General features: G+C 51.4%; 15 protein-coding genes. 9 read left to right on the forward strand and 6 right to left on the reverse strand.

From position 1 onward, the window contains the following. Positions 1 to 103: 103 nt before the first annotated feature. From IXB28_RS13000 to IXB28_RS13015, 4 genes are all read left to right on the forward strand, one after another. Positions 104 to 685 carry a Uma2 family endonuclease gene (locus tag IXB28_RS13000; protein WP_215619019.1) on the forward strand — a complete coding sequence of 194 codons (582 nt, stop codon included), beginning with the start codon at positions 104 to 106 and terminating at the stop codon, positions 683 to 685. Between the two features lie 421 nt (positions 686 to 1,106). Beyond that, positions 1,107 to 1,823: a DUF1995 family protein gene (locus IXB28_RS13005; RefSeq protein ID WP_215619020.1), complete on the forward strand. Its 717-nt coding sequence runs from the start codon at positions 1,107 to 1,109 to the stop codon at positions 1,821 to 1,823. 139 nt (positions 1,824 to 1,962) lie between these two features. Beyond that, on the forward strand, positions 1,963 to 2,481 hold the full coding sequence (locus IXB28_RS13010; RefSeq protein WP_215619021.1) for a DUF456 domain-containing protein: 519 nt from the start codon (positions 1,963 to 1,965) through the stop codon (positions 2,479 to 2,481). A gap of 170 nt (positions 2,482 to 2,651) precedes the next feature. After that, complete coding sequence (locus tag IXB28_RS13015) at positions 2,652 to 3,167, forward strand: pentapeptide repeat-containing protein (RefSeq protein WP_215619022.1); 516 nt, start codon at positions 2,652 to 2,654, stop codon at positions 3,165 to 3,167. A gap of 2 nt (positions 3,168 to 3,169) precedes the next feature. Here IXB28_RS13015 and IXB28_RS13020 read toward each other — a convergent pair whose 3' ends face one another. The 3 genes from IXB28_RS13020 to IXB28_RS13030 all read right to left on the reverse strand — a co-directional run bounded on the left by IXB28_RS13020 (position 3,170) and on the right by IXB28_RS13030 (position 6,194). Beyond that, positions 3,170 to 4,369, reverse strand: coding sequence for an aspartate aminotransferase (locus tag IXB28_RS13020; protein ID WP_215619023.1), 1,200 nt, complete (start codon positions 4,367 to 4,369; stop codon positions 3,170 to 3,172). 11 nt (positions 4,370 to 4,380) lie between these two features. Next, positions 4,381 to 5,523, reverse strand: coding sequence for an iron-containing alcohol dehydrogenase family protein (locus tag IXB28_RS13025; RefSeq protein ID WP_215619024.1), 1,143 nt, complete (start codon positions 5,521 to 5,523; stop codon positions 4,381 to 4,383). A gap of 155 nt (positions 5,524 to 5,678) precedes the next feature. Then, complete coding sequence (locus tag IXB28_RS13030; RefSeq protein WP_215619025.1) at positions 5,679 to 6,194, reverse strand: Ycf51 family protein; 516 nt, start codon at positions 6,192 to 6,194, stop codon at positions 5,679 to 5,681. A 160-nt stretch (positions 6,195 to 6,354) separates the two neighbouring features. On the opposite strand from IXB28_RS13030, the gene IXB28_RS13035 reads away from it, so the two are divergent. Continuing rightward, positions 6,355 to 7,752, forward strand: a complete 1,398-nt coding sequence (locus IXB28_RS13035; RefSeq protein ID WP_215619026.1) for a phospholipase D-like domain-containing protein — start codon at positions 6,355 to 6,357, stop codon at positions 7,750 to 7,752. Between the two features lie 39 nt (positions 7,753 to 7,791). Here the strand turns inward: IXB28_RS13035 and IXB28_RS13040 are convergent, their stop codons facing one another. Continuing rightward, positions 7,792 to 8,784 carry a glycosyltransferase gene (locus IXB28_RS13040; protein WP_215619027.1) on the reverse strand — a complete coding sequence of 331 codons (993 nt, stop codon included), beginning with the start codon at positions 8,782 to 8,784 and terminating at the stop codon, positions 7,792 to 7,794. 377 nt (positions 8,785 to 9,161) lie between these two features. Here IXB28_RS13040 and IXB28_RS13045 point away from each other — a divergent pair, with 377 nt between their 5' ends. Both IXB28_RS13045 and tatA read left to right on the forward strand, forming a co-directional pair. Further along, positions 9,162 to 9,455: a hypothetical protein gene (locus IXB28_RS13045; protein ID WP_215619028.1), complete on the forward strand. Its 294-nt coding sequence runs from the start codon at positions 9,162 to 9,164 to the stop codon at positions 9,453 to 9,455. Between the two features lie 182 nt (positions 9,456 to 9,637). Continuing rightward, positions 9,638 to 9,826, forward strand: a complete 189-nt coding sequence (gene tatA, locus IXB28_RS13050; RefSeq protein WP_215619088.1) for a twin-arginine translocase TatA/TatE family subunit — start codon at positions 9,638 to 9,640, stop codon at positions 9,824 to 9,826. A gap of 217 nt (positions 9,827 to 10,043) precedes the next feature. Here tatA and purB read toward each other — a convergent pair whose 3' ends face one another. Then, the gene (gene purB, locus IXB28_RS13055) at positions 10,044 to 11,339 is read right to left on the reverse strand and encodes an adenylosuccinate lyase (RefSeq protein WP_215619029.1); all 1,296 of its coding nucleotides are present in this window, start codon (positions 11,337 to 11,339) and stop codon (positions 10,044 to 10,046) included. A gap of 235 nt (positions 11,340 to 11,574) precedes the next feature. Between purB and IXB28_RS13060 the strand changes: the two genes are divergently transcribed. Continuing rightward, complete coding sequence (locus IXB28_RS13060) at positions 11,575 to 12,222, forward strand: DUF1361 domain-containing protein (RefSeq protein ID WP_215619030.1); 648 nt, start codon at positions 11,575 to 11,577, stop codon at positions 12,220 to 12,222. Positions 12,223 to 12,684: 462 nt separating this feature from the next. Here IXB28_RS13060 and pdxR read toward each other — a convergent pair whose 3' ends face one another. Continuing rightward, complete coding sequence (gene pdxR / locus IXB28_RS13065; protein WP_215619031.1) at positions 12,685 to 14,136, reverse strand: MocR-like pyridoxine biosynthesis transcription factor PdxR; 1,452 nt, start codon at positions 14,134 to 14,136, stop codon at positions 12,685 to 12,687. A gap of 182 nt (positions 14,137 to 14,318) precedes the next feature. Here pdxR and IXB28_RS13070 point away from each other — a divergent pair, with 182 nt between their 5' ends. After that, positions 14,319 to 14,972, forward strand: a complete 654-nt coding sequence (locus IXB28_RS13070; RefSeq protein WP_215619032.1) for a pyridoxamine 5'-phosphate oxidase family protein — start codon at positions 14,319 to 14,321, stop codon at positions 14,970 to 14,972. The last annotated feature ends 2 nt before the right edge of the window (positions 14,973 to 14,974 follow it).

Genomic DNA, 14,974 nt, shown 5'->3' on the forward strand with positions numbered 1-14,974 from the left:
ACGAAGGAATGTCCTATGGATTTGGCTATGCCCCCTCCGCCACCGGCTTTAGTTGTAGAGGGAGATAATAGCAGCCCATCCTGGGATAAGGAGATCTGTGGGCATGATTGCTAGTCCAGAATATCTAACGGTTACCGAGTATTTGGCGTTTGAGAGAACGAGCTCGCTCAAACATGAATATCGCAGTGGCCAAATGTATGCCATGGCAGGGGCCAGCAACAACCATGTGATTATTGCTGGCAATTTATTTTCGATTCTACGGGTGGGTCTGCGAGGTCGTGGATGTCGCCCTTATATTTCAGATACTAAGGTTCGCATTGAGAAAACGAACAGTTACTACTATCCAGACATAGTGGTGAGCTGCAATCCAAAGGAAAGTGGCTTAAACGACTTTCTAAAATCGCCCTGTTTGGTGGTGGAAGTTTTGTCAGACACAACCGAGGCCTTTGACCGTGGGGATAAATTTCGTGACTATCGAGCGTTGGAAAGCTTAGACGAATATGTCTTAGTGAGCCAGAACATCGTAGCGGTTGAGGTGTTTCGGCGAAATGCTTCTGGCCAGTGGGTTTTGAGCACCTATGAAGTAGGGGATAGCATCCACCTACAGAGTATTGATATGACTGTTGACGTAGCTGAACTCTATGAAGATGTGGAATTTGAGCCCAGCCCCTCCGTACTCGGATAAACGCGCATAAGCTGCCCTATCCTGGGTCCTGATCAAACCAAAATATAATCTCTTGCCTCGTCGTTGCCGGTCTTTCAATCTTTATTGGCTAAGCGACAGGACGTGCCGTGGTGATTACACTGGTCAAGCGTGCTTGAGACGTTTGCGCTGCCTGCCAATGGCTAACAGGTAGCGGAGTTAGGTAAACGCCACATATTTCCAGGGTCTTTTGAGCCGAAGCTATCACCCCATTAAACAATGGCTCTCTGCGGCTGCCTCACTATGAGACTAGGGTTAGGTCAGCGATCGCAGACAATATTGGGGGTGCCAAACCTTAAATTTAGTGGGCCTCTGCCCCCATTGCCCAAGAATCAACCAATTAAACTACCTAAAAAGTCAGATAATTAGAAAAGATTAATTGTTGAAAGCGAAAAATCTAACCATGTCTGACCTGCCTACTAGTCTTGAGGAAACCATCGATCAAGCCATTGCCTCCACCAAGGCAGCCATTGAAGATGGCGTTACCCGCTTGCAGGTCGAAATGGTAATCCCAGAACTTAAGCAGCAGCCCATTGCAGAACGGTTCTTAGGGCTGTTTGAGGATCTGGGGATCAATCAATTTAAGGTGCTGTTTCCCGATGCTGGGGCAGCCGCCCTGGCAAAGCGCGACTGGAATGAGCCGGACTTTACGATTCGCGGCATTAACGAAATCCAAGCGGCCATCGACCCTGACGACGATGCCATCCTGGTGGTAAATCCATCGGCGGTTGAAGTGCAGGATGTGGAAAAGCTGTGCAATGAAGCCCAGGATCGCCCGGTGATTATTTTGAACCCCGCCTTAGAAGATGTGAGCGTTGTGGGCATTGGCTATGCTGCACGTCAGCTGCGGGAGCGGTTTTTGAGCACGTTGACATCGTGCTATTACTACCGACCCTTGGAAGATGCGGCGGTCTTGCGACGACACCCGGGGAGTTGGCAAGTGTGGCAGGATGTGGGCGAAAAATATGAGCTGCAGGCTGAGCTGCCAGAACGGCCATCGAGTGAGGAGCTAGACAGAATTCTTTATGGCGGTGGGGAAGACGAGACGAGTAGTGCGCCTAAACCGAAAAAAAGCCTGCTGGGCGAGGTGCAAAAGTTTCTACGGGCCTTGAGTCAGTAGGTACGGTATTTCCGACATTAGAATCGTTGTCATGCCAACCATTAGACCGCTAGAGTACAGGTGCTAGTACTCATTGAAAATTAGATACGCAAACATGGCTATAGGGCTGATTATTCTTTATTGGGTCCTGCTTATTGTGATGGCAGCTGGCATTGTGGGTGCCTTTATTCCTGCATTTCCAGGGATTGGGCTAATTGTGATTGCCATTGCGATGTGGGGCGCGATCGCAGGTTTCACCCAATCTGTCATCATCGCCCTGGGGATTGCCATTGCCATTTTTGCCCTAACCACCGCCATTGATTACCTGGCAGGCTACATGGGGGCCAAAAAAGTAGGCGCTAGCAACTGGGGCCAAACCGGAGCCATTATTGGCATGGTGCTCGGCTTGTTGGGCCTACTCCCGGCCCTGCCCATCGGTGGACCAATTTTTGGCCTGTTGTTCGGCTCCATGCTAGGGGCGTTTGTCGGCGAAATGCTCCATCGCCGTGACCTGGCCTTACCAGCCCGCTTCAAGCTGGGGACAAAAGTGAGCCTTGCTATTGTGGTCAGCTCGTTGCTAGGCAACGTTTTAGCGGGGCTATTGTCTATCATTGCCACAGGGACGTTCCTAGTGGCCACCTGGTCTAACGTTATGGTCCCCGTCCTGTCTAACCTATAGGTGGCAAAGACGGCGCGGATATCCAAATAAGATAGGCGGTTTCTCCAGGAAGCGAGAGTTCAGAATTAGGAATTAGGAGTTCGAAATTAGGAGTTCAGAACTCCCTGCATTTCCTAACATAAGTTGCTATCCCCAGCGCACCTCAATAAACCTCAGCGATGTGTAGCATCATGGCCCACCCAGAGCATCTCGAAATTTTGCAAACCGGGGTCAGGGTGTGGAATCGGTGGCGACAGGACCATGCAGAGGTACGCCCCAACCTGCGAGCGGCTGACCTACAAGGGGCTGACTTAGCAGGGTTTAATCTACAAGGGGCCTATTTGAGCCAAGCGAATTTAAGCCACGCCTATCTTTTTGAAGCAAATCTGGCCAACACAAATTTCTACAGGGCCAACCTCAGCCACTGCTGTTTGATTGGCGCTAATCTCAGCCACGCCTACTGCGCGGATACGAATTTGTACCACGCGTATCTGTCCCACGCCAATCTGACGGAAACATATTTTGGCCATGCCAATTTAGAAAAGGCCAACCTGACTGATAGCCAGGTGGATCAGGCCTATTTTAGTGAGGCAAATATCAAAGAAACTGATTTTACCGGCGTGCAAGATTTAGGCCCTATCCAACTGCGGCTAGCCCATTATCATGAGCTAGCCATTTTGACAGCGGCGGGGGCTAAAACGCCCTAAGGTTAGACCGTCACAGAAGACGGATAGCGCACCCCTGCGTCTTTAAGCCGCTGGATGGCTTCCTGTAGCCGAGCTTCTTCTGCAATTAAACTAACCCGCACAAAGCCTTCACCACCTTCGCCAAAGGCACTACCCGGGGTGACCACAACACCGGTTTTTTGCAACACATCCAGGGCAAAATCAGCGGCGGTCATCTCCGGCGGGCAAGGCACCCACAGATACATGGTGGCCTTGGTCTTGGGCACGGTCCAGCCCAGCTCGGCTAAGCCTTTAATGAGAAAGTCTCGGCGCGTGCTATAGCGATCGCACACCTCTTCTAAATAGGAATCCGGCAGATTCAAGGCTGTTTCCGCTGCTGTTTGAATCGCAGAGAAAATGCCGTAGTCCATATTAGTTTTGAGGGTGCGCAGCCCTTGGATAACGTGGCGGTTGCCCACCACAAAGCCCACACGCCAACCGGCCATATTGTAGGTTTTGGAAAGGGTGTGAAACTCTACGCTAAACTCTTTTGCCCCTGGAATTTCCAGCACACTGGTGGGTTGATAGCCGTCAAAGGCGAGTTCGGCATAGCACAGGTCGTGCACCAGCATGATTTCGTAGTGCTTGGCAAAGGCCACGATCTCCTCAAAGAACGCGCGCGGGGCCGTGGCACCGGTGGGGTTGTTGGGATAGTTAAAGTACAACACCTTTGCCTTGCGGGCAACGGCTTCGGGAATGGTGGAAATGTCGATCAGCCAGTCATTTTCCGGCGTTAGCATGAGGGGATGGATCTGGGCATTTGCGATCGCAGGTCCCCGAAAATGGGCTGGGTAAGACGGTGTGGGCACCAGCACCGTATCCCCCGGATCCAAATAGGCCAGGGCCAAGTGCGTCAAACCTTCCTTAGAGCCCAACAAAGGCAACGCCTCGCCTTCCGGGTCTAAGCTGACACCATAGCGGCGATGGTACCAGGCAGTAATGGCATTGCGGAAACTCGCCGTCCCTTCAAAGGGAGGATAACCATGGTGGTTAGGATCGGCCAGGGCCTTTTGGGCCGCTTCCACCACCGGGGCCGGTGTGGGGCCACCCGGATTTCCCATGCCTAGATCAATCAAGTCCAGCCCCTGGGCACGGGCATTGGCCTTCAGTTCATCCAAACGAGCAAAGGCGTAGGGAGGCAATTGCTCAAGTCGCTGTGCTTTCTTCATCCAAGCTGGGGTCATGCCTTACCTCCTCATGACTGATGTGACGGTGATTGGGCTTTAGACAATTTGGCCACGGATGGCTCTCGCCGACAGGGCGCGGTAGTGGATACCATCGCCGCCATTACCTGCTGAGGACTGACCTCAAAAGGCAAATGATGAATATCTGAATTGGGCTGACAGGCAAACTCAGCCGCCTGCCGCAGATCCAAAAGAGACATTTCCCCTAACCCCAAATCGCCTAGGGTCATTGGAAGACCAATTTGGCCATAGACCCGTAACAACTGCTGCCGTGCTGCCACGGCTAGCTCATTGCTCGATTCCATTTCCTCTAGGCGCAGTTGCACCAAGATACCATAGGCGACTTTCTCACCATGGAGCATACTGTGGCTAGCAGGAATTTGGGTCAGACCATTGTGTACCGCATGGGCCGCCACTGTACGGCACTGGGCTCCACCCATGCCACCAATCACCCCCGCCATCAGCACAGAGGCGTCTACCACTTCTCGCCAGTCGTCACCGCCGGGGTTGTCTAAGGCCGCGGCAGATTTTTGAAACAGAATATCTCGAAGGACTCGCGCTTGCTGCACCGCACCAATAATTAAAGTTTTGGCAGAATGACCACTGCTGACGGACGCTTCGTACCACTTTGCAATGGCATCGCCAATGCCCGCCACCAGAGTGCGCTTAGGTGCCGTCGCCACAAGGTCATAATCTAGCAACAACAGTTCTGGGCAAGTGGGCAAGCCCACATCGTAGCGAAAGGCCCCACGCTCCGAGTACACATTGGACAAGGCGGTCCACCCAGCACAGGTGGCCGCCGATGTGGGGATAGTCACCACCGGCAGCTGGGTTTGATAGGCAACCAATTTTGCTGTGTCCAGGGCTTTACCACCCCCTACACCAATAATCACATCAGCCCGGTGTTCCTTCACCGCCTGTTGCAAAGAGATCAAGGCAGTTTCACAACAATCAGTTTTATAGGAAGCCTGAGCGGCACTCAGCCCCTGGAGCATCTGCGCAAAAAATGGTTTGGCCGCCTGCAACGTGCGATCTCCACCAATTAGCAAGGGACGCTCCCCTAACCGGGCAATGTGCGGTGCTGCCTGGGATAAAATACCAGACCCGCGAACTACCTGGGCTGGCGCCACCATTAATGTGGATGAGGTAGACATAGCTTGTGAATTCTCAACAGTTCGAAAAACGTATTAACAAAATTGAAACAGAAGCTAGTCAGCTGAAGTCTGACTAAAGCAACCATAGTGAGTGAAATTTTTCGAAACGTGACACGATTTATCGCCTGCACGCCAAACAAAAAATTCAGATTTTATTAACTATCAGCCACCGCTCGGGCCTTCGCTAAAGCAGCGCGAGATAGCTGAGTGCGATAGCCCGACTCAGCCTGGGCATCGGGTTGAACCTGGCCCAAATACAGCAAATCAGAAATGGCCGGTGCGCGATGAACAATCGTACGGGCCCTAATCAGAGGCGCTTGCCCAGCACCATCCAGCTGGCTGGGATTAAATGAATTAATAGCCGCCTGCTGGAGCGTCGCTTCCAGTTGCTCCTCAGTAATAGTGGCGGGAACAGCAATCACTAGCTGGGAGGCTCCGGAGTCAAACACCGTAGTGTAAGGAATCGCCCCTTCAATCGTAGTCGGTACCAGGGGTTGAAAACTGAGGCCAAACAACCCAGCAGTGAGCACACCACAAAATCCAGTCGTGCCCACCAATCTGAAGCGAATCCCCCACTTGGCCAAAAACGCCAGCACCGCCAAAGCCGCAAAGGCTAATGTGGCGAAGCCCATCCATTTGGTTGCCTCTAGAAAAAGTTCGGGAGTTGGCATAGCAAACTAGCGCTTTTGAATTGTAATCAGCATAACGCTATTAATCCTATCAGTGGAGACGGTTTTTCAGGGGTAGGCACGAGAAACCAACGACTGATTTTGCTAATGCATCAGCGGGACAGGGCTTACTAGAAACTGTCTACGGAAAATCATTGGGAGCATGCTAAATCGATTTCGGGCGCTGGGTTTGTTAACACTAGCGCTGAGTAGCTTAGGCTTAGTGGGCTGGAACTGGAGAAACCAGAACAATACCCAAACGCTACCGCAAGATCCCTATGTTCAAGTTTTCTTGAACCACAGAAACACCAATAGCTATAGGGATCCCTACCGGGGGCACCAGCGCACTGGTGACAACCTGGAACAAATACTGATTGATGCGATTCATCAGGCCAACATGTCTGTTGATGTAGCGGTTCAGGAACTGAACCTACCGGACATCGCCCAAGCCCTGATCGATAAAGCCAACGAGGGCGTGATCGTCAGAGTGATTTTAGAAAATCAATACAGCCAGCCCTGGAGCCAGAAAAACCTGAGCGGGATAGCCGACCAAGACCGCTACAGTCGAGGAAAACAGGAAAATTTATGGGCATTTGGGGATCTCAATGGAGATGGACAGATTGCCTCGGGGGAAGCCGCCCAAAGAGATGCGGTTTTCATGTTGCGCCAGGCGGGTATTCCCATCGTCGATGATACGGATGATGGCAGCAAGGGCAGCGGCTTAATGCACCACAAGTTTGTGGTGGTGGACAATCGCCAAGTGCTGACCGGCACCGCAAACTTTACACTTTCGGGCATCCATGGAGACTGGCTGGTGCCAGAAAGTCTTGGCAATGCCAATGCGCTGCTGAACATCCAAAGTGAGGCACTGGCGACAGCCTACCGTCAGGAATTTGAGCTGATGTGGGGCGATGGGCCAGCCGGGGCAGACAATAGTGCCTTTGGTTCACCGAAACCCATACGACCCACCCAAACGGTAATGTTGCCCGGGGGTGACGTCACCGTTCAATTTTCTCCCCACCGCAAAGACACGCCCTGGGAACAAACCACCAACGGAGTGATCGCTAGCACCCTGAGTAAAGCGACCCAATCGACGGATCTAGCCCTATTTGTGTTTACGGATCAGGGCGTTGCCAATGCCCTCCAGGCGAATGCCAAGCTCCAGGTGCGTACTTTGATTGACCGTAGTTTTATTTATCGCTATCACAGCGAGGCCTTGGATATGTTGGGGCTAGCGCTACCCGACGGTCGTTGTCAATATGAAAAAGAGAATCGCCCCTGGAGTAAGGCCATTGCTGAGGTGGGCTATCCAGAACTCGCAGATGGCGACAAACTCCACCACAAGTTTGCAGTCTTGGATAATCGCACGGTCATCATTGGCTCCCATAACTGGAGTAAGGCTGCCAACCACACCAATGATGAGAATCTTTTGATTATTGACAATCCCACCGTAGCCCAACACTTTACCCAAGAGTTTGAGCGACTTTACCAGAATGCAAATTTAGGCAAAACAGAGTATCTGTTGCAGCAGATGCAGAAGACTCAGAAAAAATGTGGCTAGGGGGGCGGTGATGCATGCACCCCTCCCACAGGATGCGGGCTATTTTCTAATTTTTTCTAGTTTTGACCGCACTCGCTTATAGAAGAGATAAAGCCGTCGCTGCCGTGTCAGGCTCGGAATATCGGCGGGATGCTGCTGACAATAGTCAAAAAACTGATTGAGTTCTTCTAGGATTGAGCCTAAACGGGGCACTAGCTGAGCTTCTCTATAGGGGGCGAAAAAGCTATCGGATAAATTACTGGGCTGCCAGTGGGCTAACACATTTGCAATGCGTTGCACATCGTATCCGGTGGCATAACCGGCGATCTTATAACAGTTTTCGCCAGGATCGAGGAAATCGGACAGGGCGTGGTTCACGCTGGAAAATACCTGACAGCCACAGGCAAGGGCTTCCATGGGGGGTAGGCCAAACCCTTCGGTCAAACGATATTGGGTCCAGTATTCAGCGGAATCGTAGAGGTAGATTTTAGCGCGATTGAACAATGCCATCAGGTCATCGACAAATGAGTCGATGACAACTACGTTAAATCTCTTTTGGAGTGCGGGCACCAGCTGTTGGCTAACGTATTCAGAAGATTTTCTAGCCTGGACGAGAATGTCAATATCTCGTTCTAGATTTTGATTTTGCACCGTCGCTGGCAGCTGATTGGGTAGCCAATAGAGGAGAGAATTTTGCGATCGCGCCCCCCAATATCCCATCGTATTACGACTGACCGACAAAATCGGCACCTGGGGTGGCAGCGAGAACCCATATCCCGAACTATGGGCATGGTAAATCACATGGCAGCCAGAGAGTTTTTTCAGTAGCTTAGGCACATCAAATCCCCAGCTAACAACAAAGATATAGCGACTCAGCTCAGGTTCTTGTAAAACATCCTCAAGAAACAGATGGTCGTCTTCCCGCTGCCGGTAGGTGACAACCGCCGCATCACACACCTGCTGAGCTAGCGCCAACGTATTCAGCTCCGCAAACAACCCACCACAATAAAACGAACGGGTGGTTCCTGGCAGCAGAAAATACAGCTTTCTCATCAAACAACGTTCCGGACTAGTGGCGTCCAGTATTTTAACGGATCGTTCCCCAGGGACCATTGTGGATTTAGGGTAATCCCACAACGCCGAATGATTTGCGAGGCATCTAGAACGTCGGAGGTCGAAAGTCGGAGGTCGGAATGCCCTCTTGCCTAATTCCTAATTCTCCCCCGGCGTAGCCAATAAAACACTATTAGTTTCATAGATAGAACCCATCTATCCCATGCTTTGTTGATCCAAAGTTTCATCCGTAGATTAGGAACCATAGCAATTGCCCCACAGGCTAGTTGCTAGTCAGGTGATGTAACCGCAAGCTTATCGGGATATCCGCTGTTCTCATCCATCTGACCCATCGATACACCTTCGAGGAGGTTCTCATGAACACCTTCCCCTCCGACATTCAAGACATCGAAGTACAGCGTCTACGACTCGAAAAACTCTGCCAACCCACCCCAGCCCAAAAGCTTACAACGGTATCTGGTCGTTGGCTGCGTCAGGCAGGGCAGTGGCTGGTCAAGGCTCTCACCGAAGGTGATCAGCTCCGAATTCGCACTCAGTCCACCCAGCAGGGAACCGTTTGGCACGTGCATGATCCCATCGGTGGCACCGACCACATGTTTGCTTCGGAAGAAGGGCTACGCACGTGGCTAGAGCAACGCTACAGCCTGTAGTCTATAGATCCCAGCTCGGGACTGCAATCCTAATACAGCTTGCAGTCCCCCCCATTAGGTATCCTCAAAACTTTTGGTCCTGAGGGTGCGATCGCTCCCCCCAGGGTTAAGAACTCCGGTATCCTTCGCTGATGTCTTAATTAGCTACGGTATAGTATTTGAGATATTCATCGAAAGTTGCCATGTTCGGTTTAGGTTGGCCAGAAGTCGGAATTATCGCCATCGTCGCCGTTTTAATTTTTGGGCCAAAAAAAATCCCAGAATTGGGGAGTGCCCTGGGTAAAACCCTACGCGGTTTTAAAGACGAGATGGATGCTGAAACAACAGACTATGAAGACGCTGACTACGTCGAAGATACGGAACAAAGTTGATTGGTCCTAGTCTGAGTATGTAGTAGGTACATGGTTGGAGCTACCTACTACTAGCAAGCGTCTAGTGAGCATATAGTAGGCATGACAGGAAGATGGCGATGCCACCTTCCTGTTTTTTTATCCAGTTTTTTGTCCACCGTCGAAACAGCCGAAGGGCATGCCCTTTGGGATGCCCCCAAACAAGGGCATGTTCCCTGACAACAAACGGCGGCCCAGCTTAAATTCCCAACCGCTGATAAACCTTATCCAGATTTCTCAACTGATAGTCTGGGTTAAACGCCTCCTTAATTTCTTCAGGCGATAGATTTTCCTTCACCTGGGCATCTGCAGAAATCAGCGCCTGAAAATCGCCGCCCTCAACATTCCAAGCCTCATGGGCACAGCGTTGCACAATGCCATAGGCATCCTCGCGAGCAATCCCCTTTTCCACCAGGGACAGCAGCACCCGCTGACTAAACACCACCCCGCCGTACATGTTCATATTACGCTTCATGTTCTCGGGGTAAACCTGCAGATTTTGAATTAGCTTAGTCGTCTCCACCAACATAAAGTGGGTCAGAATACAGCTGTCTGGGAAAATCACCCGTTCAACAGAACTATGGGAAATATCTCGCTCGTGCCATAGGGCCACATTTTCTAGAGCCGCCAAAGCATTGGTACGAATCAGGCGGGCCAGTCCGGTTAACCGCTCAGACTTAATCGGGTTGCGCTTGTGGGGCATGGCCGAAGACCCCTTTTGGCCCTTGGCAAAAAACTCTTCCACTTCCAGCACGTCGGTGCGCTGTAGGTTACGAATTTCCACCGCAAACCGCTCAATTGAGGCCGCCAACCCGGCCAGAGTGGTCATAAATTCAGCGTGCACATCCCTAGAAATCACCTGGGTGGATGCGGTATCTGGCTTCAGGCCAAGCTTTTGGCAAGTAAGCGCTTCAATTTCTGGATCAATATTGGCGTAGGTGCCCACCGCACCCGATATTTGGCCCACCGCAATTTCATCATGGATGCGGCACAGGCGCTCACGGTGGCGCAGCACTTCTGCCAGCCAACCCGCTAGCTTAAAGCCAAAGGTCATGGGTTCGGCGTGGATCCCGTGGGAGCGGCCAATCATCACCGTATTACGATGGTCCTGGGCCTTGGTGCGAATCACCTGAATCAGTTTTTCCACATGGGACAAAATCACCTTGTGACTCGCTACGATCTGGAGAGAAAGCGCCGTATCTAGCACATCGGAGCTGGTCATTCCCAAGTGAATATAGCGCCCCGCATCGCCCACATATTCATTGACGTTGGTCAAGAACGCAATTACGTCGTGGCGGACTTCAGCCTCAATTTCTAGAATGCGTGCTACGTCAAACTTGGCCTTGGCTTTGATTTCGTCCACCGCTTCCTGAGGAATTCGGCCCAGGTCAGCTTGAGCTTCACAGACGGCGATTTCAACCTGAAGCCAGGTCTGGAATTTATACTCGTCGGTCCAAAGTTCGCCCATCTCGGGCAGGGTGTAACGTTCAATCAAAACTCGTGTCGCAGGATACAACCGATCTATTGTACGCGGGCGGTCCCTACTTACTAAATCGAAATTCACAATAGTGCGAATTTGATTACATCACTGTTAATCAAATCGCTGTTGTTGATTTAGCCCCCAAGGCTCCGCTCCCTCACCCTCAAGCTGCTAGATCAGGAATAGCCCCTGGCCGCTGTGTATCTCAAGGTCATCGCGCAGCAACCCTAATCAATCTATGCCATCCCACATGACAACATGGCTACTCCATGGCTTAGACACGGCCCATGGCAATTTACCTTTCATGGTGTGGAATAGCTTTTTAGCCCTGATTCCATTGATTTTAAGTTTTTGGTTATTTCGAGGCCGGGGTAGCCATAGACGTCACTGGCCTTGGTGGATCGGATTTACTCTGTTTGTTGCCTTTCTCCCCAATGCCCCCTATGTGCTGACCGATATTATTCACCTGGTCAAAGATATTCGGATGGGCACATCGGTATGGGCGATCGCACTAATTTTAATTCCCCAATATTTTCTCTTTATCGGCTTTGGTGTGGCCACCTATACGCTTTCGCTAGTGAATTTAGGTCGTTACCTAAGTCGGGAGGGAAAATGCCGCTGGGTACTACCGGCGGAACTCACACTCCATGGCCTCACAGCCCTAGGTATTTATTTAGGTCGTTTTCTACGATTTAACAGTTGGGATTTAGTCACTAGCCCCTTGGCCGTTATGGGAAATACCCTGGCATTATTATTGTCTAAGTGGCCCCTCGCAGTGATGTTTGGGACATTTATAATTTTGGCCGTGGTGTATTGGCTGCTAAAACAGGTCACCCTGGCCAGCATTCTCTATTGGCGCACCCGCAATTTACGAACCGCCCAGAGATATTGGGCATAGCCCCCTGGGCTACTGGGAAAAACCATCCACAAAAACGATGCCCCTCACAGAATGAAGGGCATCGTCAATGAAAGTCAACGTTAAATTAAAATCAAACCTTTAGTTCAAACCAGCCTAGTCAACCTCAACCGACTCAAACGCACTGATTACAGACCAAGATAGACGCGTTACTAGAGTAGCTAGGGCAATGATGGTCACGAGGGTCAATACCGCATAGGGCATATGCAACCAAAACAGAACCATGCTGATGATGAGTAGGGCAAGCAGTGTCAGATCCAAAGCGTTGTCCTCAAATGTTAGCTGTCTCTTACATAGTAGATATTTTGTCGAGGGAGTATTAGTCCCAACAAAAAACTTATTAATGATTTATCTTTCAGAAAAGTGTTTTTAGAAACGCTATTTTGCCAAAACTTGGGGAACAGCCCTGATGATTACATCCACATACATCTTAGGCTTGCCCCCCTAGGGCTGAAACGCTTGTGCAATTAGAGCAATCCCTGTTTTTATTTGCTCTTCCGTAATATTCGTATAGCCAAAAACATAGTCTCCGTGGCAGCAGGGCACTTCATATTGAATCTGAGCGCTACATATTTCCACCCCCACAGAGGCAGCCCTAGCCACCGCCTCAGTATCACTGAGTTGCAGTGGCAACTTCGCCATAATGTGTAATCCCGCACTGTCCCCAAAGATTTCCACGGCCTCGCCAAAGTGCTGATGCAGGGCTTCAACTAAAACACGCCGTCGCTGTTCATAACACAGTCGCATTTTGCGCAGGTGTCGGTCCAAATGCCCAGCCGTAATAAATTCCGTCAAAGCATATTGGGTTAGCTTCGGGGGCTGTCGATCCGCTAGCCACTTCGCCTTACCAAACACATCCACCAGCGACTGGGGCAACACTAAATATCCCAAACGAATACTGGGAAACATCACCTTCGAGAAGGTGCCCACATATAAAACCGAGCCATGGGAATCTAACCCCTGCAACGACGGAATCGGACGACCGCCATAGCGATATTCACTGTCGTAGTCGTCTTCTACAATCAGCACATTGTTTTGATGGGCCCATTGCAACAGCGCCAACCGCCGAGGCAGAGAAAGCAGTGCCCCGGTGGGAAATTGGTGGGACGGTGTCACATAGACCAGCCGTGGCATCTGGTGATGGTGCATCAGTTTATCTACCATGAGCCCATCGCGATCTACCGATATCGGCAGGAGATGGGCACCGTTCGCCTTAAAAATCTGGGCCGCCCCCCGATAGCCTGGTTCTTCCGTGGCAATGGTGTCACCAGGGTTAACGAGCAGACGCGTAATTAAGCTCAACGCCTGCTGGCTGCCATTGGTAATGATGACTTGATCGGGGGTACACCGCACCGCACGAGACTGTTGCAGGTAGCTGGCAACGGCCTGTCGCAATGGCTGATGACCGTAGGCTTGTTCTTCATAGCCCAGCCAATGGGAGCTGGCTCGACAGTGCTTAGATAACAGTTTTCGCCATAGTTCTTTGGGGAACAAGTCCAGGGCGGGCTGACCGTAGCGAAAGCTAATGTCATAGGCCGATCTTGGCGGTCTGCCAGGGGATTTATCTACCTGTTGACCATAGGTGGATAGGGCAATATGTCTGGATACGGGTTGGGGAGGCTCGGGACTATCTGCTTCTAATAAGCGTGGGGGAAGTTTACACACATAGGTGCCGGCACCAGGCTGCGTGTGCAAATACCCTTCGTCGATGAGCTGATCGTAGCCCTGGGTCACCGTGGTACGCGACAGCCCAAGAGATTTGGCTAAGGCTCTAGATGCCGGAATCCGCTGACCGGGCGACAGCCGCCCCGAGAGAATTGCCTGTCGCAGTTGGGCATAGACCTGGTGATGTAGCGGGTCAGGCAAGGCGGCATCAATGGTTAAGGCCAATTCCATGGGGGCATACCAAAATTGGGCTAAAAATTGGACTGGTAGGTTGATTATAAATTGGCTCTAGGCAAAGGCCAATTGCGATCGCTACAGTAACGTTATCAGCTCTGTTATCTTTCCAATGATTGTCCAAGGGGCACCCGCGAAAGACTTTTTCAGACAGCAAACTTTTTCAATTCAACACATCCATGAAAACAGCGCGCACCCAGGTAAAGCGAGTCCCTAAGCGGGGCAACTATGATCTCACCACAGTGTGTTCCATTTTAGATGCCGGACTGATCTGCCATGTGGGGTTTGTGGTCGAGGGGCAACCCTTTGTGATTCCCACGGCCTATGGTCGCATAGAGAATCGGCTATTTATCCACGGGTCTCCCGCTAGCCGCATGCTGAAATCGCTGCAACAAGGCATCGATGTGTGCGTCACGGTGACGTTATTGGATGGGTTAGTACTGGCGCGATCAGCCATGCACCACTCCATGAACTATCGCTCGGTGGTGGTGTTTGGCAAGGCTGAGCTAGTGAGCGAACGCGAGGAGAAACTACGGGCACTGTATGCGTTTACAGAGCATGTGATGGCGGGGCGTTGGGCGGCAACGCGGGAGCCCAATGAACAGGAATTGCAAGGAACGACGGTGTTGGCGTTGCCCATTGAGGAGGCCTCGGCCAAGATTCGCACCGGTCCGCCAGTGGATGATGCGGCGGATTATGATTTGCCCCATTGGGCGGGAGTGATTCCACTGCGGGTGCAGGCGGGGGAACCGATTGGGGACCCGCAATTAGCGAAGGGAATTGGGGTGCCGGACCATGTGACCCAATATTTACAAAATTCGGTCTCCAGGTAAAG

This window comes from Leptothoe kymatousa TAU-MAC 1615, from assembly GCF_018739865.1.
GTDB lineage: Bacteria > Cyanobacteriota > Cyanobacteriia > Phormidesmidales > Phormidesmidaceae > Leptothoe > Leptothoe kymatousa.

Bases quoted from the DNA above. Each gene is read 5' to 3' on its own strand.
- IXB28_RS13020 (WP_215619023.1), bottom strand. From the start codon at position 4,369: ATGACCCCAGCTTGGATGAAGAAAGCACAGCGACTTGAGCAATTGCCT.
- IXB28_RS13040 (WP_215619027.1), bottom strand. From the start codon at position 8,784: ATGAGAAAGCTGTATTTTCTGCTGCCAGGAACCACCCGTTCGTTTTAT.
- IXB28_RS13000 (WP_215619019.1), top strand. From the start codon at position 104: ATGATTGCTAGTCCAGAATATCTAACGGTTACCGAGTATTTGGCGTTT.
- tatA (WP_215619088.1), top strand. From the start codon at position 9,638: ATGTTCGGTTTAGGTTGGCCAGAAGTCGGAATTATCGCCATCGTCGCC.
- pdxR (WP_215619031.1), bottom strand. From the start codon at position 14,136: ATGGAATTGGCCTTAACCATTGATGCCGCCTTGCCTGACCCGCTACAT.
- IXB28_RS13070 (WP_215619032.1), top strand. From the start codon at position 14,319: ATGAAAACAGCGCGCACCCAGGTAAAGCGAGTCCCTAAGCGGGGCAAC.
- IXB28_RS13015 (WP_215619022.1), top strand. From the start codon at position 2,652: ATGGCCCACCCAGAGCATCTCGAAATTTTGCAAACCGGGGTCAGGGTG.
- IXB28_RS13025 (WP_215619024.1), bottom strand. From the start codon at position 5,523: ATGTCTACCTCATCCACATTAATGGTGGCGCCAGCCCAGGTAGTTCGC.
- IXB28_RS13045 (WP_215619028.1), top strand. From the start codon at position 9,162: ATGAACACCTTCCCCTCCGACATTCAAGACATCGAAGTACAGCGTCTA.
- IXB28_RS13010 (WP_215619021.1), top strand. From the start codon at position 1,963: ATGGCAGCTGGCATTGTGGGTGCCTTTATTCCTGCATTTCCAGGGATT.
- IXB28_RS13060 (WP_215619030.1), top strand. From the start codon at position 11,575: ATGACAACATGGCTACTCCATGGCTTAGACACGGCCCATGGCAATTTA.
- IXB28_RS13005 (WP_215619020.1), top strand. From the start codon at position 1,107: ATGTCTGACCTGCCTACTAGTCTTGAGGAAACCATCGATCAAGCCATT.
- IXB28_RS13035 (WP_215619026.1), top strand. From the start codon at position 6,355: ATGCTAAATCGATTTCGGGCGCTGGGTTTGTTAACACTAGCGCTGAGT.
- IXB28_RS13030 (WP_215619025.1), bottom strand. From the start codon at position 6,194: ATGCCAACTCCCGAACTTTTTCTAGAGGCAACCAAATGGATGGGCTTC.